12 protein-coding genes and 1 pseudogene are annotated in these 19,269 nt (G+C 47.2%); 3 read left to right on the forward strand and 10 right to left on the reverse strand.

Annotated elements, in window-relative coordinates; genetic code table 11:
* Positions 1–19: 19 nt before the first annotated feature.
* Together OHJ21_RS07905 and OHJ21_RS07910 are read right to left on the reverse strand one after the other, a co-directional pair.
* Complete coding sequence (locus OHJ21_RS07905) at positions 20–4,249, reverse strand: S-layer homology domain-containing protein (protein ID WP_486019735.1); 4,230 nt, start codon at positions 4,247–4,249, stop codon at positions 20–22.
* Between the two features lie 1,205 nt (positions 4,250–5,454).
* On the reverse strand, positions 5,455–6,114 hold the full coding sequence (locus OHJ21_RS07910) for a TetR/AcrR family transcriptional regulator (RefSeq protein ID WP_326113689.1): 660 nt from the start codon (positions 6,112–6,114) through the stop codon (positions 5,455–5,457).
* 121 nt (positions 6,115–6,235) lie between these two features.
* Between OHJ21_RS07910 and OHJ21_RS07915 the strand changes: the two genes are divergently transcribed.
* The 3 genes from OHJ21_RS07915 (at position 6,236) to OHJ21_RS07925 (ending at position 9,534) form a co-directional block, all read left to right on the forward strand.
* Positions 6,236–7,801, forward strand: a complete 1,566-nt coding sequence (locus OHJ21_RS07915) for an FAD-dependent monooxygenase (RefSeq protein ID WP_394055879.1) — start codon at positions 6,236–6,238, stop codon at positions 7,799–7,801.
* A gap of 99 nt (positions 7,802–7,900) precedes the next feature.
* Entirely contained in the window at positions 7,901–8,827 is a 927-nt protein-coding gene (locus OHJ21_RS07920) for an ABC transporter ATP-binding protein (protein WP_165789639.1), read from the forward strand.
* Positions 8,824–9,534, forward strand: a complete 711-nt coding sequence (locus OHJ21_RS07925; RefSeq protein WP_486019736.1) for an ABC transporter permease — start codon at positions 8,824–8,826, stop codon at positions 9,532–9,534. The genes OHJ21_RS07920 and OHJ21_RS07925 overlap by 4 nt, the downstream gene beginning before the upstream one ends.
* Positions 9,535–9,867: 333 nt before the next feature.
* On the opposite strand, the gene OHJ21_RS07930 is transcribed toward OHJ21_RS07925, so the two are convergent.
* The 8 genes and pseudogenes from OHJ21_RS07930 to OHJ21_RS07965 all read right to left on the reverse strand — a co-directional run bounded on the left by OHJ21_RS07930 (position 9,868) and on the right by OHJ21_RS07965 (position 18,952).
* On the reverse strand, positions 9,868–10,533 hold the full coding sequence (locus OHJ21_RS07930) for a nucleotidyltransferase domain-containing protein (protein ID WP_326113686.1): 666 nt from the start codon (positions 10,531–10,533) through the stop codon (positions 9,868–9,870).
* 209 nt (positions 10,534–10,742) lie between these two features.
* A pseudogene (locus OHJ21_RS07935) lies at positions 10,743–11,024 on the reverse strand (ABC transporter permease); the annotation flags it as partial.
* Positions 11,025–11,469: 445 nt separating this feature from the next.
* Positions 11,470–11,961, reverse strand: a complete 492-nt coding sequence (locus tag OHJ21_RS07940; RefSeq protein WP_243390687.1) for a hypothetical protein — start codon at positions 11,959–11,961, stop codon at positions 11,470–11,472.
* 722 nt (positions 11,962–12,683) lie between these two features.
* The gene (locus tag OHJ21_RS07945; RefSeq protein ID WP_100537163.1) at positions 12,684–13,205 is read right to left on the reverse strand and encodes a hypothetical protein; all 522 of its coding nucleotides are present in this window, start codon (positions 13,203–13,205) and stop codon (positions 12,684–12,686) included.
* Between the two features lie 236 nt (positions 13,206–13,441).
* Complete coding sequence (locus OHJ21_RS07950) at positions 13,442–14,524, reverse strand: nucleotidyltransferase domain-containing protein (RefSeq protein ID WP_486019737.1); 1,083 nt, start codon at positions 14,522–14,524, stop codon at positions 13,442–13,444.
* A 578-nt stretch (positions 14,525–15,102) separates the two neighbouring features.
* Complete coding sequence (locus tag OHJ21_RS07955) at positions 15,103–15,558, reverse strand: GNAT family N-acetyltransferase (protein ID WP_486019738.1); 456 nt, start codon at positions 15,556–15,558, stop codon at positions 15,103–15,105.
* Positions 15,559–15,717: 159 nt separating this feature from the next.
* The gene (locus OHJ21_RS07960) at positions 15,718–17,517 is read right to left on the reverse strand and encodes an ABC transporter substrate-binding protein (RefSeq protein ID WP_486019739.1); all 1,800 of its coding nucleotides are present in this window, start codon (positions 17,515–17,517) and stop codon (positions 15,718–15,720) included.
* A 364-nt stretch (positions 17,518–17,881) separates the two neighbouring features.
* The gene (locus OHJ21_RS07965) at positions 17,882–18,952 is read right to left on the reverse strand and encodes a serine hydrolase domain-containing protein (RefSeq protein ID WP_486019740.1); all 1,071 of its coding nucleotides are present in this window, start codon (positions 18,950–18,952) and stop codon (positions 17,882–17,884) included.
* Positions 18,953–19,269 lie beyond the last annotated feature (317 nt).

Genomic DNA, 19,269 nt, shown 5'->3' on the forward strand with positions numbered 1-19,269 from the left:
GCTCTCTTTCTATGCATAATTAGTTCTGCTCCTGTTCCTTCAACTCCGCAAGCGCATCAAGCATATTCAGAATAACGGTCACTGCTTCAGCTCTCGTCGCCGAGGCGGCCGGCGCGAACCGGTTGTCCCCGCGACCGTTCATCACTCCCGCCTCCTGGGCTGCTGCCACGTACGGCTTCGCCCAAGCCGGGATTTGATCCGCGTCCGCGTAAGAGAGCTCATGCCCTTTTGCAGTCTTCAGACCCAAGCCGCGAACAATCATTGCTGCCAGTTCTGCCCGACTAATCGAAACCTTCGGTCGGAATGTCCCATCCGCATAGCCGCTGATCAGTCCGGATTCCAAGGCTTGCGCAATATAAGGCTTCGCCCAGGTTTGAATCGAGCCTGCGTCCGCGAAGTCCAGCGAACTGTTCGCACCTTGCAGCTTCAACGCTTTGATCAGCATGACGACGAATTCGTCTCTTGTGACCGTCTTATTCGGCTTGAACGTCTTGTCGGTGTAGCCCGCTACGAATCCAAGCTCAACCGCCCGTTTGATGGACGCTTCTGCCCAATGGCTCGCAATATCGTTCAGCCGAACCGTTGTCGAGCCGCCGGACTCCCCGCCGTTGCCGCTGCCGTTCTCATTGCCGCTGCCGTTCTCGCTGCCATTGCCCGGATCTTCACCTCCCGGATTCGAACCGCCGTTTTGGCCTCCTTCCGGACCAGGAGTTACTGGAGTCGGAACCCATCCTCCGCCGCCGGAGCCAGGCAGCGCTTTGATTTTGATCTTGAACGTTTTCTCCGCGGATGCAGCTCCCTTGCTGATCGTCGCGGTCAGCACGACCTCCATGTCGCCTGACCCGCTTGACGGACGTTTCAACAACTGTCCATTCGCATTCAGGTAGTCGGGCTTTGAGCTGCTCCAGACGATGCGCGTACCGAACTGCCCTTTCTGCGGGAGGTAAAGGTTGGATGCGATACTTCCGTTTACATTAAGCTCGATCAGACCCATTACGTCTTCGATCGTTAGACGATCACGCGCAACGCTCAGCGCTGCATACGCCTGTTCGGCCTCAGGACGGGACAGCTGGGCGGTTTGAATAGCCGCAGTCGCTTGCCCAATCGCTTGCTGAAGCTGTGCCCAGCCCTCAGGTGAGTAATTGTCCTCCACAAGCTTGTCGGCCTCGATAGCCGTCAACAGGTCGATAATCGGCCGTAGATTGCCGAGTTTATATTCCTCGCCGTACACTTCAAATTCCTCAAAGGAATAGCCGAACATAGTAGCTCTGGACACGCCTTCGAACTTCACGTATCTGGCTGGCGTGCTCTGGAAGGTAGTCACGACTCGTCCCGGCTTTCCGTTAATCTCCCCGTTGCTGTCTTTCACAACGTTCGTCCAGTTCTCCTTGTCCTCGGACACGAGAATGCGGTATTTCGAACCATAAGCCGTTTGCCACAGAATAGATACAGCATCAATGTTCTTCACTTCACCTAGATCCACCATGAACCAGGTATCGTCCACCCATTCGCTGGACCATCTGGTATCCCCTCTGCCGTCCACCGCTTTATCCGCCGTGTAGGACGAGGATTCCGGCTGCGAGGATTCAGCTTGCTTATGCAAAGCCAGATTTCCATGCAGGTCCAAGTAGGTGTTCCTTACGATGAGTTCGTCAATCAAGCCTTTAAAAGCATTCGTTTCGCTGCCGATTTTGGCTACCGGCAGAACGAATGTTTCCAGCTTGGAGCCGTCTTTGAGAGTAGCCGTATATTCACTGCCGTTAATGAAGATGGAGGTCCCCGTGTCGTCGCCGATCATCATGACATGGGTCCAGCGATCGGTCGGCAGCTTATAATTGAATTCGCTGACGTAATTTTCTTTTGTGATGGCGATTTTGCCGCTGCCCCCAATGTTGTATTTCAGCTGTCCGTCCGGAGATTCCAGCAGCACAGCTCCTTGCGGGTTGTCAGCGTCCGGTTTGATCCACATGGACATCGTCCAGCCGAAACCAAGCGTGCGAAGCGGCGTTTCCACGTAGCTGGCCCCGCCGTTTAGCTTCACGGCTTGACCGAAGATTCCCTTCTCTGTGCCTGCATTCACCGCGTTGCCGTCAAAGCCGTTCCCCGAACGGTCCGCGAAGCCTTCGTCGAAGGTATAATCCAGCACGAGATGCCGCTCATTGTCGATTTGAAGCTGGTGGGACTGATGAACACCCGGCGGGTCCACGTACCTTGCGGCATCCGCCTGGAAGCTTGCGAAGTTCCGATTGATGCGGTTGCCTCTCCACAGCTTTTCCGCCAGCACTTGCATGGAAGGCAAGATCCGCTGATGCGAGTCCGCCATGGATACGCCTTTCTCTACGGACACATCGTTCCAGAGCGCGAACATGCCGCCTTTGACCTGCGGATGCGCATAAGGAAGCTTCGTTTCCAGCCAATCGTTAGGCTCCCACTCGTTGTAAATAAAATCGTAATTCAAATAGCTGCGGTACAGCTGCGGTACGATGTAGAGCAAATTCGTATTGGTATTGATAATATCGTAGCCGAGCTCCACGGCCTGCTGAGCGCTTCCGTACGGCTCATACCAGATGTCCATCGTCGCATTGTTGCTGATCGGCGTCGTGCCGTCGTATGCGGACAGACTGCCCCATAGACGGGCGCGTTTGCCTTTGCCGTTAATGTGGTTAAGGAGCATATCCACGTACCTGCGGAACGCCTCCTTGTCGTCGCCGAAATATTCATCCGTGCCGACGTGCACATCCGGGCCGACGAAGGTCGGATTGCTGCCGTCGAGATACTCGTCAAAGAGTGCTTTAATGAAGTCGAGCGTCTCTGGACGATTGATATCCAGCTGATTGTTGCTGCCCAATTGAGAATCGTAGGCGATGAACGCGCCGGAGTGGCCTGGCGTATCAATTTCCGGCACGACGTTTACGCCGTATTCCATCCCAAGCAGCTGCAGGTCTCTGAATTGCTGTTTTGTATAGTAGCCGTCCTTGCTCGTCACTCCCGGAAATTTCTCGCTCTCCAGACGGAAGTAACCGACATCGCCGACATCATCGTTCAGGTGAATCTGGAACCGGTTCATCTTATAGTAGGACATCAGCTTGACATAGTCCTGCAAAAACTCGATCGTATAAAACTTGCGGCCCACATCGAGCATAAAGCCCCGATCTGGGTATTTCGGATAATCGCGCGATTGCCCCTTAGGCATCGCCTTATGATCGGCAGCGTGGCCGAGAAGCTGTAAGATCGTTCTCGTGCCGAACATGACTCCCGTCTGCTCGGACGCAGCAACAGAAGCATACTCGCTGATATTCAGCTCATATCCCTCTCTCCCCAATCCCGCTTGCGCGGCATCCAGCATCAAATAGATATCTCCCTCTTGAGGAGAACCAACCTCAACTGTCAGTGACAACTTCGTTAAATCCAATAAGTCCTGCTGCAAAATGTCAACCGTCCCCCGCAGAGCCGCTTCATCATCTGCGCGAATGACGATTTTGGATTTCTCCGACAAGCGGAATTCGCCGGTCGCGCCCAGCCACTCGCGCAAAGAAGGAATGACGCGCGGCTCCGGGTTCCGCTCGCTCGTCTGCTCATAGAGACCGGGTACAATGACTAGCGCATTATCCGTTAAGAGATATGTCGGATCACTGTCGCTCTGGATTTGCAGCAGCAGCTGAACCTGAGTATCGACAAGCGGCGCATGAATATTGCCCTGCACGTCGATCACCGGCAAGCTGTCCGTGTTCACCAGCGTCAGCGTATAACCTTCCGGTACAGCGGGCAGATTCAGCAGGGTATCCCCTTCGGAGACGACGATGCTGTTTTTCACCGCGTCCATGATTGGCTGCAGTTGCGGTCTGCCTTTGTATACCTCGAATTCCCAGAAGGAGTATCCGTAATAAACGCCTTCAATAGGACGTCGCGTCTCCCCTTGAAACTTGACGTATTGCGCCACTGTCGGCTCGAAATCGATCGTATCTTCACCCGGCCCGGACGCGACGAGCACGCGGTTGTCCGCGAATACGTTCCGCCAGGAAACCGCATCGTCGGATACTTGAATTTGATATTGCTCCGCCGGAGTCTGCCAGTTGATGATGACTCTTCCGATTTCTACAGCCTCGCCCAGATCAACGTAAAACCACTGATCGTCCGTTCTTTCGGAAGACCAGCGGCTTGCATTTTCGGTGCCCCCATCGACCGCTTTTTCAGGTCCGAAAAAATCCACTTCGTTCGACGACGAATAAGCCGCCTTCCCTAGAGCCATATTCCCTGTTGCGGCATTGGACCTCTCCGAAGGGGTGGTCACCATTATGAAAGCGGTAACAAATATGACTAAAAAAATAACCCTCTGCCGTAAACCCACGAATATCCCTCCCGTTGTAATTTGCACAGATTTACCACAAGCAACCCGCATGACCATCCATGCTATTTGCTGCGGCAACTTCATTATAAGTAGAGGGCAATGAAGCATCGATATACATGTGTTTACTTTGCATATACATGTGTTTACATTGCATATACACGTGTTTACATTCCATATACAAATGTGGACATTTGGCCTTCTACGGTGAATCAAGGCTAAGCATGCCAGCATTTCGATCATAGCTGGTGCCACTATCAAGGCGCTTTCCACTAAACTCGGACACAGTACTATTCGAGTCTCGTTAGATAGAAGTGGCTTTTCTTCATGTTATGGAATATCGAATCCTTCTATAGGTTCCGTCAGTTTGAAATATTCCTTTATATAATTCGGGTTTAAGACGCATAAAGAAACGCATTCGAGCAGCTTGTTCGATTCCAGTTCTGAATCGTCAACGACGATTCAATAATTCGCCTTCAAGCTTCTGACCGCCTTTTACGCGGAGTATTCGGAGCAGAACAAATTGAACCGCCCTGCCTTCGACAGAGGATAGGGCGGTTGCTTTGCTTTAAGGAAACATAATGGTCTGAACGGAGCATGCTCGCTTCCGAAAAAGTCGCAACGCCGCCAAAAAATATCTTAGTGTAACCCAATGTGTGGCCACGACTAAAAAATCAATTTTTCAAGAAGTGAGGACACAAGCCAAAAATGTTACGAACGCAAAAACCGAAACGTACAGAGAGAAACAAAAATAAAAAAACCTTTTTTCGTAAGGGTTTATCTGCATTTTGGTGGGGCGGCTATCTGCAAGCATTTTGAGAAAGCTGACAAATTGACCTTTAACTCCATACAAATTACAGCTGCAGGGGCCACAGCAGACACGCCGGCGACAGGCGAGATCTGTATCACCCCATGCTATCGGGTATAAAAAACAGAGCGATCCCTCCCAATGGGACTTCGCTCTGTTTTTATATTGCATCTGCCAACATTTTCTGAACATTAACGGTCATTTACTTGGAAATCAGTTTTGAAGTGCCTACACAACCTTAGCGTATATTTACGTTAAATTGGTGGCCCCACTAGTCTTTTATCGTTAAGCAAAATCGCAATCAGTATGATGGTTGATTTTCGTTTTGAACGGTGCGTTTTCCATAAGCGCAAAGAAAGACGCGTACGCCTTCAGTGATGATACGTTTGGTTTGTTCCTTCTCCAGATCCCCTGCTTTTATCGGTTGATCAAATACCAATAAAAACGTTAAGGCAGCGAAGTGCTTTGTAGCCATTACAGGATCTGGCACATCGAGCAGTCCGTTTTGTCCAAACTCGGTAAACCTCCTGATAATCCCCTCTTCCGTTGCGTTATCCAGCTTTTCTAAAAACGAGGCTGGCAGGTTGGCGGCTTCCATTGTAACCAGACGGATCAGAGCGCTGTAATCGGACGAACCGTTCGCAGAAGCTACGAATTGTTCGCAGAATAAGATGAGCGCCTGCTCCAGATCCTCGAATTCCCACAGGTAGTCTGATATCCCTTGCTTGATCATGTCCAGAACCGCCTGACTGGTTTCTTCCACAACAGCAAGCAGCAAGTTCTGTTTGTCGCCATAATAATCATAAACGGTCCTTTTGGAAACCCCCGCTCTAGCTGCGACCGCATCGACGCTGGAGCGATCAAACCCATCTGAAAGAAACAGATCTCGTGCCGCTGCAATAATTTTAGCTCGTTTGTCTGAAGAGCCTTTGCGGATTTTTTTGTTTTCCGTATTATCCATGCTTACGTTTCCCCCCTACAGGTATACTATCAAAAATGAGTTCCACTTTACAAATTACACTGCACGGTGTAGTGTATTTAATGCAACATATCAAAATCAATGATCAAGGAGGATTTTATCCATGAAAACCGTGCAGTCTTTTGTAGATGTTCTCATTGTCGGGGCCGGACCAACAGGGCTTACACTTGCCTGCGACCTTGCCCGTCGAGACGTCGACCATCGTATTATTGAACGAAGTGCCTTATATAACGTAGCGTCTCGCGCCAAAGCAATCCAGCCCCGCTCGCTTGAGGTCGCCGATGATTTGGGGGCCGTTCGTTACATTATGGACACAGGGGTCGTGGATTTGCCTGTACGTTATTATAACGCAGATGGCAGGAGTGTGGACAAGCCGGCTATTACCGTTGCAGCCAGCATCGAACTGGAGACACCCTATCGTGATCCGGTCTGGATTGCTCAGTATGATGTGGAAAAAGCATTGCGCGACCGCTATGCGGCGCTTGGCGGTCAAGTCGAGTTGGGCGTGGAAGCTGTAGGGCTTGAACAGAATTTGGATGGTGTGACGGTAACCGTGAATACACCGCAAGGAGAAGAGCAAATTCGCGCTCGTTATGTCGTCGGCGCTGACGGGGGCAAAAGCAATATCCGCAAGTTTATTCAGTTGCCGCTGGTTGGAGAAACACACGATGATGAGCGATGGTATCTTGGCGATGTACGATTGGAAGGGTTGGATCGTGACCATATCCATATCTGGACATCTTCGGAGGGGATGGTCGGGGTGACACCGCTGCCGAAATCCGATATTTGGCAACTGCAGGCTACAATTCCGGCAGACATCGAAGAACCAGAGCAGCCGTCGCTAGAGGCGTATCAAGCCATGTTTGACCGTCGCGCCGGGGCCGGACGTGTTCGGCTCACGGATGCTTCCTGGCTGTCCATCTACCGGGTCAACGTCCGTATGGTTGAATGTTACCGCAACAGACGGGTTTTTCTTGCCGGCGATGCTGCTCATGTTCATTCGCCAGCTGGCGGTCAAGGCATGAATACGGGGATACAGGACGCCTACAACCTCGGCTGGAAGCTGGCGGCCGTCATACGCGGAGCGGACATCGCCTTGCTCGACACGTACGATGAGGAGCGCCGCCCTGTGGCTCAAGCCGTGCTCGAGGACAGCACGAAAAAGATGGGAAAGGTTGTAGGAACGGCGACTGAAGGTGGAACATTGTCCCAATCCTTGAGCACCATATCCGACGATCTGACGAGTGGGCTTCTCATTTCCTATCGGTTAAGTTCGCTTACCCGTCCGTCTGCTCGAACAAATGCTAACCGTTCATTTCCTGGAGATCGTGCTCCTAATGCTACGGGCCTGCAAGGTACCAGGTTTGCAGGAAGTGTCTTTGACCTATTGCGCGGTCCGCACTGGACGCTTTTGGCTTTTGCAAACTGCATCGATCCTTCTCTGAAGAACTTCACCAACGACGAACTCCATGTGCATTATATCCTGCCATCGAACGTGGAGGGGGCGGAAGGCATAATAGACACAGCAGGGAATGCCTATAGAATTTATGATGTAGCAAGTGAAGAACTCGTATTGATTCGTCCCGATGGTTACATCGCACTGCGTACCTCCTTTGATGATACCACATCGATTTTGAATTACTTGAATTTCATTTATCGCGAAAACTGATTTGGATAAGCCTGCGGCGATCTTTTAGAACATCTCAGGTGACTGCCGGCACTATTAATGAACTGAGTTTAAATTGATGATACGGAAAGGACTGTTTCTATGGAAGAGATTATTCGAACCATTAACCTGACAAAGCAATACGGGAATAAAGTCATTGTGGATCGCGTTTCGATTTCCGTTAAAAAAGGAGAAATCTATGGATTCCTGGGGTTGAATGGCGCAGGGAAAACGACAACCATTCGAGCTCTTCTCGGAATGAGTAAGCCTTCTTCCGGAGAAGTGTATTTGTTTGGTCAGCGCTGGGCGAATGGGAATCCAGATTTGTCGAGACGAGTAGGTTATATGGTGGAAGTTCCTTATGCCTACCCTAACTTTACGGTTAGGGAAAACTTGAGTTTGATGGCCAGGTTGCGAGGATTACCGGTTCCGAGGGCAGTTGACGAAATTATGGAGCAATTGAATTTGACCCAATATGCGGATAGTAAGGCAAGAGATTTGTCACTTGGTAACGCGCAGAAACTTGGATTGGCCAAAGCGTTAATTCATAAGCCGGACGTTCTGATTCTTGATGAGCCAACCAATGCGCTTGATCCTGCCGGAATTGTCGAGATAAGGGAGATGCTGAAAGCTCTAGCTTCTCAACAAGGGGTTACCGTGTTTATATCGAGCCATATCCTTGAGGAAATGTCCAAAATGGCTTCTCGAATCGGCATTATTCACAAAGGCGTATTGCTTGAAGAACTGACAACAAAAGACTTTGAAACCATCCGCCGAAAGCAGTTGATGATCGGTACGAAGGATGCTCGGAAGGCTCAAGCTATTCTTTCAGACTCCGGGTATGCGGTACATTCGATTCCGGATAACTGCCTTGCACTACCGGATGATCATGCCGTGAAGCATCCCGAACATATTGCGAGATTGCTTGCTCATCACGAAGTGCCGCTCACCATGCTTAACATTGAAGAAGAGAATTTGGAACATTATTTTCTCAAAGTAATCGGAGCCCAGGAGGGAAAACGAAAATGAGACCATTGTTGACAGCCTGTAGCGTTGAAATTTACAAATTGCGTCGATCCTTTGTTTTATGGGGCACGCTTCTGTTTATATTGTTTGTCATCACGTTGTTCTTGGGACAGCCCGATTGGCCTTCTTTTTTTGAACGGACTGCGTTTTTGTATGCATCCGTGTTTGGGCTGCTGGGGTTTGGATTGGTGACAAGCTGGACATTTGGCCGTGAGTATTCTGATCGGACGCTTAAGGATTTGCTCGGTTTGCCTATATCGCGCGGTAAAATAGCGATTGCCAAATATGTCGCAATTATATTTTGGTGTTTTGTAGTGATGTTGATCAGCTTTGCTTATGCCTTAGTACTTGGTTTTGCTATTGGCCTTCCTGGCTTTTCGTTCGCGATTGTACAACATTATTTGTTCCTAATACTTATCATTGGTGCTCTCCACCTTTTATTAAGTGCCCCTCTTGCCCTATTGGCCTGTATATCGCGCGGTTATCTGGTGCCGATCGGCTTTGCTTTTACAACTTTGATGCTGGCATTGGTATTTGGGCCTACTGCCATTGGCACGTATCTGCCCTGGTCTGTACCTGCTTTGCATTTGCAGGAAAACGGCATCGCATCATTTCCCTTGGCAAATACCAGTTATTTTCTGGTATTTTTAATAGGACTGGCAGGCTTCATTGGGACGGTTAAATGGTTGCAAAACAGGGAGCAACGATGATTTACTAGAAAATACACTCAACAATTCAATATAATAATTGACAAAATCAGTGTAGCATGACCAAGGATGCGCCTGAGTGTAAAAGGGGCGCATCCGTTCAAAATTGAAATTTATCATCCGAACATATACAGCTAGACTCTAGCAGTCGCTCTACAACTCGATGTTGGAAACATCGCCAGCTTTGCGGCCTTTGCTAAGACAGTCTGTTCGACCTTGCAATCTACTTGGGATAGTCCCACTTTCAATCATCTGGTGAACAATGCCGGCCACGGAGAAATGATAGACTTCGCCGAAACGCGGCTGCAGCGGTGTTCATTAAGCTATAGTTTCTGGTTAGTTTAACCTTTCTAACCAGACGTGACCTTGAGGATACTCCGTCTCAATAGCCCATCTTAACCATTGTTTTTGCTCCAAACTAAAACATGTTAAGGCTGAATCGAAGTCTTGATTATGGTAGTCAGCATCGCTGCCATCTAAATAACTTGATTTATAAAAAAGGACTATTTCAGGAGCTAGATATGGAACTCCATCGGATGATGATAAAATGGATTTTTTTAGTTCGCGTTTTATTTTAGTTTCTCCTAGCAAGAAAAAATTTCCATCATTACGCTCATTGAAGAGAAACTCTACATACGTAAAGTATTGTTGTTCAACCTTCTCTAGTCCAAACCGATATTTGTCTTGTCCAATCGCTTCAAGTTTAACTCGGTGCTCATTGACAGTGAAACAAAATAGATTCCTCTTTTCAAACTTCTCATCTTGTTTCTTATTCAGTTCATGGACTACTCCACCACCACAAGCCTGAAGCACCCTCCATCCCGAACTTAACATCAAATCAATGATCAAATTTCTATCTTCCCAGAACACAGCAATATCTAAGTCTTTATGAATTCTGGTCTGTCTGCCAAGATATAAATCAATAGCAGCACCACCACAAATTGACCAATCGAACCCATGTTCATTAAGTAATGTGTAAGCTTGCGAAATCAATTTTTTCATTTTACACAGCTCCCCAATAAGCTTAGCCTTCTACGCAATCTTACAATATATGGGACACCTCTACAATCAGATTTGTTGACGTAATCTGCCCGTTAGCTTAATAAACTTTCTTATCTAATCGGCAATCGGCTCATGTTCTTGTCCCTCGACACCGACATATATTGTCTATTGACAAATCATGAAACATAATTGACACAAAAGTGGCTACCTCCAAGCACGATTAATCCGTTATCATTCTGGTCGATTTGGTCGATTTCCAAGAGGATGATACTACCAAGGCCACAATATAAGCCACTATGGTTGCAGTTCCGATGATCAGAACGGTTGCCGTCCGAATTCCCACCATAAAAACCGGCATTGCTAGCGGAAGTTCTACTTTCCGAAGGCTTTCCGTTGATCCATCCCCATCGCACGAGCTGCCTCTAAGAGGACAGGGCCACTTCCTTGATCCCCGTATATGTGTTTCGGAGGATGGGAAGCAGTACATAGATCCACTCGGCAAAAATTCAAATTAGGGATGAATCGGCAGAGGCAACCTACCCCTAATTCCTCCAAGTCAACTTGAACACTGCCACACGGAGTTTGCGTCCAACTTTTGGTTTTATGTTGATCCAAGTTACGCTAATCTGCCCGTTGTCTTAACGAAAAAGCAGCCGATAATTTTACCGGCTGCCTCCCTATCTTTATTAATAACTAACGTTTCCCGTTAGTTGAACGACTGAAATCGGATCTAGTACCTTATCTGACATCGATAAAAATATAGTTTGTTCACCATGAACATTCAATATCCTAATATACACTCGAAGATATTTCAATCTAAATTACGAGAAAATAACAAAATTCAAACCATAAAAAATCCGCGTAAAACGCGGACTTAAATGGATATGTATGTTCTTTCCTCTTACATGAATACTATGCAAGTGGCAATAAACTTTCCTATCTAGTATTGAGCCCGCTATCGTCCTTAGTCGTGCGATTGTAGACGACGGTTTCTTTGGTGCCATCCGCGTATTCCAGTTCAACTTCGTCGATACGTATTGAATCCAAAGCACCTTGATACGTGAAGAGCTCAAACACACCGAGTTCTAACCCCGGTATGACCGGACCGACATATTGAAGATTGAATGAGTTCTTTCCGGAGTGTTCATCATACGAAGGGTCTCCTACGGGATTAAATGTGCTGACCTTCACGGTATAGTAGTTGATCGTTTTGCCGGTCAAATTATCGACGAGCCACGTCAGCGTGATACCGTTCGCTGAATTGACACTGTATCTGAACTCTCTTGGGTCGCTGAAACGATTCTCCGCAGTCACTCGGGTAGCTTCGGGTTCGTCGTTGGCCGTTTCGTTACCTCCTTGATTCTGAGCCGTGGAAATCGTTGCGCCTTTTTCGCCATCTCCGTTGGAAGGTTCGTTTTCGGTATCCACTGTTTGCTCAGCTTTAACTATAGTTGGTTCACTCCGACTATAACCCAAGTCTTCCGAGAAATACACACCGCAGCTGAACGCGATGATAATAGATATTAGAAAAGATAAAAAGATATTCAATTTTTTAGCCATGCTGATGTCCTCGCCTTTTCCGTTATTTGTTTTATAATAACAGATCTAGGTCCAATGGGACAGACAGAAAGTAGTAATACCGAACTATGATTATATAGTAAGACCTAACTCGCAACTCCTTGTTCCTTCTTCTTACATGCATTCTTTATTATGAATTCCATCTTCCTCTTCCAAATCTCCATAATTAGAATCTGATGTTATCAAAATCCATATCGAGATCCTTTCACGATAAACTGCCCGTTAGCTTAATGAAATTACATGGAAACATAGTTAGATATTTATCTAATCGGTAATCGGCTCATGTTCTTGTCCTTGACTCGGGACAAGAACTTGTACCGATAAAACAAAAAAGCCGCTAAATTAGCGACTTTCTATGGAACTATGTTCTTGTCCTTTGACAAATAAGTTTCTCTGTCGTCTCCGTTCAGCCATGTTACATTAATTCTATATGATCGCTAAACGCAAGGAGCTGAGAATATGTAACATCTACAAGGATAAATAAAGACACATTTAATATATCAACCGGCCATCACGGTATAAAATGTAACCTGCTGCATATCTGTTTTATATTTTAGTGGATGGATAGTGTATCACTCAACAAGCTGATCCTCAATAAAATGCATTCTCTTAATTACCTTCCCTTCCTTACTTTTGTCATAACTATAGTATTCTTTTTGTGAGTCTACATCTGACCAAATTATTGATGTAATCAGATCATGCTTATGATGTTCTATCCGATCTGTATTCATGTAGCTTTCATCGGGCTGCCAGTCTCTTGGAAAATCCTTGCTTTCCCTATAGAAGTACATATAAAAAATCCGGTTTTTTCCTTCTATTATTTTAATTTCGCCTTCAACTGGATGATCCTTACTGTATTTTTCAACTAATTCTTTCAATTGTATTAAATCCTTCGGTGGATTTAGAATCATATAGTGCTTTCTAACAGTCACCATTTCTTCATCCTTTTTACCAAAAACCTCTTCTGTATTGGCAATTTCGAAAATCTTTGTTTCCCCACTTGATTCCTTATTCATTGTACATCCAATTAAGTATGATGAAATTAAGAATATACCAATAATCAAAACTAGAATTTTTAAATCAACTTTAATCACATTTCCCCCTCGGTATAACGTCTTATCTATAATGTAGTCTTATTTGTGTCAAATTCCAACAATGTGGTCACTTTTGTGTCATTGGACATATATTGTCCGGCTGGTTGATTTCTAATAAAACTCGTATTAGACCGTATAGAAACTAATTCTACACGGCCCTTCAAAAATCCCATTTTATTGGATATATTTGTCAACCGTCACGTTTCCGCGGACTTATTACGAACTGGGATATAAGATCAATGATTGATATAATGGGCATATAATTGCTCGAAGGTTGTAAAACGTTCGACTTCTCTGCCGACCTTACCATATTCGTCTACATATTCATCCATCATTTCAAGGAACTTCTCTTTCATTACTGGTAAATCACTTGCATCAAAGTACTGCATGAGATCAAATTTCTTGGTTCCTTTCTCCGCAGCCATTTCATCAAGATATCCTTGTGCTCCAAAGGCCGAAAGAAAGGCATAGGAGGCATCGTTCGTTTTAACACTGTTCAAGATTTTATTGCGGTAGTTGCACCACAATTCTTCGTAAGTTCCCCTCAGATTATCAAATGTCGGAGCGGGTTTAGCAATGAAGTTATCACACATCTTGCTATGTAACCTCGTAACGCTGTTCAACATATTAAAAGAAGCCATTCGGATATCTTCAATGGTATGAGCTTCGATGACTGACATGTATAAGTATTCGAGATCATCTGGAACATAGCGATACGAGCGTATTTCTTCTAAATATCGCTTGATTCCTCGTTTGATGCACGTGTTATTCATGCTGACCAAGGCATTGACCAGATTGTACAGAACGCCGGCAGATGCATGTCTCACTGAACCAATATTATCACCCAGCATCGTATCGCTGTATGCTTGCTTAGCCAGATCGATCCATTTTTTTGCTCGGTTAAGACACGCTTCTCCTATCGGCTCCGCAAGCGCATCAAGAGCTTTTTGCCTAAAGTCGTTCAATTTCTCCAAATCCTCAGGCTTTGCATAATAGAGAATTTTGAGCTCGGTTAGGCTCGATACGTTGGGACTCTCTAAGATGGATTGTGCGTGTATTCTTGTATCCCATGGTGTGCAATAGATGTCATAGCCAACGTCATCCAAGATGAAGCAATCGGATATTCCCCATCCCCTTTCTGTATTATTTATGATAATTAAATCAAGATCGCTCTTCTCGTGAAAGTCCCCGGTGCTAAACGAACCAGTAAGCCCAATAATTGCGATATCGTCTAGAAAATCTCTTCTTGCGCGTTCGATCACCATGTTGATCAGTAGTTCATTTTTGTCCAGCAGCTTCTTCTTTATGATTTCGTTCATTTGTTACACCCCTTCGTATGAGACGGCCGTCCTTCATCACTACAACCTCAACTAGAGTCTATCGATTTAGAGGTGCGGTTGCTATGTATAAGTTGATTTAATTCATCTTTGCACAAAATCCGCTAAACTTTCGCAGTTTTTTTCACGGTTGTAGACCCATAATCGTACCAAAGTGTCACCTGTGTTGGGCATAACTTCAGTTATTATCATATACATGTAGCGCCATCAACCGGGAATCGTACATGGATAATAAATCATCGCCTGGATAATAGCGCTGCCCTCTCAACATCAAATCCGATATTAGGTATTCTATGATTGTATTGAGCAATCCTGCCCGTTAGCTTAATGAAATTGCATGGAAACATAGTTAGATACTTATCTAATCGGGAATCGGCTCATGTTCTTGTCCTTTACGGCAATCGGTACAAGTTCTTGTCCTTGACTCGGGACAAGAACTTGTACCGATAAAATAAAAACGCTAAAATAGCGACTTTCAATGGGACAATGTTTCTGTCCTCCGACGTGAGTTGGTGGCAGGAAGCATGTCCTTTTTTTACATCAAGCTCCGCAAGTTTAGGTTACAGCTCTCGGGTCATAAAGGTACTGTAAGGATCGAGCGTATAGTCCGCAAATGGCCCACACTCCTCAAACCCGAAGGCCGCGTACAGCCGTCTGGCCGGCTCGAACGACGCCATCGATCCTGTCTCCAGGCTCAGCCGCCGGTATCCCCGCTGCCGGGCCTCCTCAATCATATGGGCCAAGATGGATCGGGCCACGCCTTTACGTAGGTGGGCGGATGCGGTCCGCATCGATTTGATCTCGCCGTGGCCAGGATCGAGCTCCTTGAGTGCCCCGCAGCCAAGCAGTTCTCCCTGCTCCCACGCGCTCCAGAACGTCACGTCCGGCCGGCGGAGCCCGTCCAGATCAAGGGCGTGCACGCTCTCCGGCGGCGACTCCTCCGCCATGCCTTGAAGATGCTCGCGGATCAACGCGGCAATTTCCGGCCCTCTTAAATCATCCAACATAATTTCCATACCGTTCACCTTCGCTTCGTTGGTAAATTTTCATCTCATCTGCTGTGATCATTGTACTTCCGCACAGGTTTAAGAAAAAGGTAATCTTTCCGGGAAACATTTCCCCTTTCGTCACATGTCATGTTTTCCCGTACCGTATCCGTTATAGCTCTCCCGCCATTACCCTTCTCCTTTAAACCAGATGTCCTTAAAATCTACCCAACCGGCAGCATTCAGCCTTACACCCTGCTGCGCCGGATGGAACAGCACCCGGGCTTCATTGTAGGTCAAATAGACGGCCGTGCCGCGTTCCATCAGCCAGGTCTCCAATCGCTGAAACGCCTCGTCCCGGGCTTCCGGTTCCGCCTTCTGAAGCAGCTGCCCCACAAGCCCATCTACCTCCGCCTGCAATTCGGGATCCAGCATGCTGCGAATGAAGCTGTACCGGGACAGCAAATATTCGATCTGCCGAAGCAGCCCCTCGCTCAGCAACGCCTCAAACAGGATCAGGTCCGCCTCCCGGATCCGCTCTTCCTTCATCATGTCCTCCCAGGGTACAATATGCACGTCCAGCCGGACCCCGGCCTGACCATATTGCTGCTGAAGCCAGTAAGCCGCTTGCTCATGACGCCGGTAAGCGTACAGCTTCAGCCCCTCTCCACTGTATCCGGATCGTTTCAATTCCCTGGTTGCCTCTTCCAGATCATACATTGGATCAGCGGAAGCCGGCTTCGGCTCAAGGTGAAAACCGGGGCATGGAAAGGAGTACGGGTACCCCAGCTCCCGAACCATGCGGCTCCGGTCAACCGCAAGTCCAAGTACTCTGCGGAAGGAACCAGTTTGCAGGATTCCCGGCTTTGCGAGGTTTATGGTCAGCATGCTGCATCCGGTGACGAGACGGCTGCGCCGCCATGTCTTCAGCTCCTGACGGCGGGCTTCTCCCGTCTCGACGACCAGTACCCCCGGATTGGTCTCTACCGTCCATTCTCCACCGGTGTCCGGGATGATCATCACTTCGATACGATCGATCTGGCCCCGGGCCGCATAATAATTTGGGAATACCTCGAGAACGCACATCCCCGGCGTAAACTTAGCGATCCGGTAAGGCCCGGCCCCGACGGGCAGGCTGCCGGGAACACTTCCGGTCCCGGACTCGCCAGTGTTGCGGGAAAGGACCGCTGCCCCCGTGTGAGACATAAATACCGCGAACAGAACGTTGGGCTGACGCAGCTCCATGCGGACTATATAGCGGGATTCAGCGTAGATCTCAACGATGTCCCTGCACAGCCAGGAATGATTTTTGGATTCCTGCTGAACGCGGAACAGGCTGTATTTGACGTCATCGGCCGTAAGCTCCGTGCCGTCGTGAAACGTCACGCCTTTCCGCAAATGGAATGTCCAACGGCAGGCATCCGTACTGGGCTCCCAATGAAGTGCGACGCCCGGAATAACCTTGCCGGTCGCCCTATCCAGCTCGACCAGGGTCGCATGGATCTGGCGGATCATATGGGTGTCGAAAGCATACATCGCGTCCGCCGGGTCCAGCGTCACGATCGGCCGGTATATCGGCAGGCGAAGCGTCTCCACAATACGGCCCTCCCCAATCGTTTCCATGCGGTATCCGAAATACCCGGTCAGCCAGTCCATGAACCGCTGCTTCACTTCGGGTTCGCCCGCCTGCTCCTTTACCCAGAGCAGCGCGCCTTGCAAGTCCCCTTGCCTCACGTAATGCTGTGCTTCCAGAATCACGAACTCCCGCTTGTCCGCCAGAAACGTCAGCTCCGACCGATGGCTCCTGCCCTGCCCGGCCGCATACCGGACCAGGCCGGCGTCCGTCATTTTGCGCAGGATCAGCCTGGCGTTACGGGGCGTGCAGTACAGGGCCTCGGCCAGCCCGTCGATCGTCACCCGGAACGGCTCCCCTTCTTTTTCGTCGGAATAAGCGCTTCGCAGCCTAAGATAATCCTCTGCCAATCTCACCGGCCATGGCTCCTTTTGCTTAAAAAATGGTATGAATCCAACATACAAATTTTAATGGCGCATTTCAATCCCAGCGATCGGGCTTTTCTGTAGGGAGCAAAAAGGCAGCCTTTGGGCCCGTTTCAGCCTTCAGACTGCCTGTCCGTATATTTTGTGGTTGTACGCTAGCTACTTCAGCAGTTCAACCGCCTGCGCATCTGGATTCGACATCCATATCTGTTCCACCTTGTAAACCATTCTTGACTTTTCACATTATCTAAACAAATGAACCATTGCACCACGCTATCCTGCCCATTAATTTAAGGAAGGCAGCTGATCAATCTGACCGGCTGCCTTCTTGGCTTTATTCAACTATCGTCTCCCGTTACTTTAATGACTTTTCTCTATGTATGATTGCTTCAAATATTTTTTTACCTGTAGAGTCTATCATCGTTCCTTGAGAAGGCTCTTTTTTAGTAATCCATTTTATTATTTGAGCAAAATAATAATCCATAAGAACATTGGAGAAAAAAGAATAGTTTGATAGCAACACAATTCCTACACGGAGTTCCTTGTTGAAAGCTAGATAACTATTAAAACCAGCTGAACCCCCGTTATGCCAGAGGATATCTTTATCTAGAAGTTTATCCTCACCCCAGCCAAAATAACGGTTTGAATTTCCGGTCCATATCGGGAGATGACTTTTTTGTAGTGTAGAGGCTATCGGATTATCATCATTTAGATTGGCTTGGACAAATAAACTCAAATCACTAACAGAGGACTTAATACCACCAGCACCTTCATGTATACCGAGATCCCAGTGAGGGACTCTTTTCCCAGTTGAAGCATGTCCATTCAAAAACCTGCCATTCTGTTCTGAATCAAGCATAACGGCTGTCTCATTCATCTTTAATGGACAGGTTATATATTTTTTTAACAGTTCATCATACTTGCTTCCTGACACCTTACATAGAATGTTTCCCAGTAAGGCCACACCGATATTGGAATATCCAAACGAACCAATGCTATCCGTGTAGTCAGCATTAGCTAAAAAAGCAGTCAAATCTTCCTCGGTATACATTGAATAAGGATTCGATCTTTTTTTAGCCAAAATGTGGTTGGTTGCCAATATAGGTAATCCAGAGGTATGAGTAGCAAGGCTTTTCAAGGTAATTTTATTCAAATAATCGTTTTCAGCGTTCTGCACAAACTTACCAACCATGTCATCCGAGGAAAGCAGTTTTTCCTGTTCCATTTCTAATAAAAGTATTGATGTAAAAACTTTGGTTATGGATCCGATTTCAAACAACATATTCTCAGGAGGGACCATACTTTTCTTTTTACTATTACAAAACGAAAAGTATTCAATATCTCCCTCCCTAATAATCCCGATAGCAAGATGTAAATGTTTCTTATCTTTCGTGTAATCTGATACAAAATTATGTAAATCCTTCATATTAAAATTTACCCCTTTTAGTTTTATGATGCTTTCATTACTCGAATGTTGAAATCACGTTAATCAACCTATTTTGGGAAGCTAGATTATGTATTCGTTTCCATTTCCCAACATTCCTGCCCGTTAGCTTAATAAACATTTACGGCAATCGGTACAAGTTCTTGTCCTTGGCTCGGGACAAGAACTTGTACCGATAAAACAAAAAAGCCGCTTTAATAGCGACTTGCAATGAGACTATGTTTTTGTCCTCCGACAGGAAGCTCGATATGTAAAAAGCCTTCTAAAAAGTGTGAAACACCCTACCGTTAATTACAAGG

This window comes from Virgibacillus sp. LDC1 (genome assembly GCF_025792345.1).
In the GTDB taxonomy this organism is placed as follows: domain Bacteria; phylum Bacillota; class Bacilli; order Paenibacillales; family Paenibacillaceae; genus Paenibacillus_AQ; species Paenibacillus_AQ lautus.

Bases quoted from the DNA above. Each gene is read 5' to 3' on its own strand.
- OHJ21_RS07920 (WP_165789639.1), top strand. From the start codon at position 7,901: ATGGAAGAGATTATTCGAACCATTAACCTGACAAAGCAATACGGGAAT.
- OHJ21_RS07905 (WP_486019735.1), bottom strand. From the start codon at position 4,249: ATGGCTCTAGGGAAGGCGGCTTATTCGTCGTCGAACGAAGTGGATTTT.
- OHJ21_RS07965 (WP_486019740.1), bottom strand. From the start codon at position 18,952: ATGAAGGATTTACATAATTTTGTATCAGATTACACGAAAGATAAGAAA.
- OHJ21_RS07950 (WP_486019737.1), bottom strand. From the start codon at position 14,524: ATGAACGAAATCATAAAGAAGAAGCTGCTGGACAAAAATGAACTACTG.
- OHJ21_RS07925 (WP_486019736.1), top strand. From the start codon at position 8,824: ATGAGACCATTGTTGACAGCCTGTAGCGTTGAAATTTACAAATTGCGT.
- OHJ21_RS07915 (WP_394055879.1), top strand. From the start codon at position 6,236: ATGAAAACCGTGCAGTCTTTTGTAGATGTTCTCATTGTCGGGGCCGGA.
- OHJ21_RS07910 (WP_326113689.1), bottom strand. From the start codon at position 6,114: ATGGATAATACGGAAAACAAAAAAATCCGCAAAGGCTCTTCAGACAAA.
- OHJ21_RS07930 (WP_326113686.1), bottom strand. From the start codon at position 10,533: ATGAAAAAATTGATTTCGCAAGCTTACACATTACTTAATGAACATGGG.
- OHJ21_RS07955 (WP_486019738.1), bottom strand. From the start codon at position 15,558: ATGGAAATTATGTTGGATGATTTAAGAGGGCCGGAAATTGCCGCGTTG.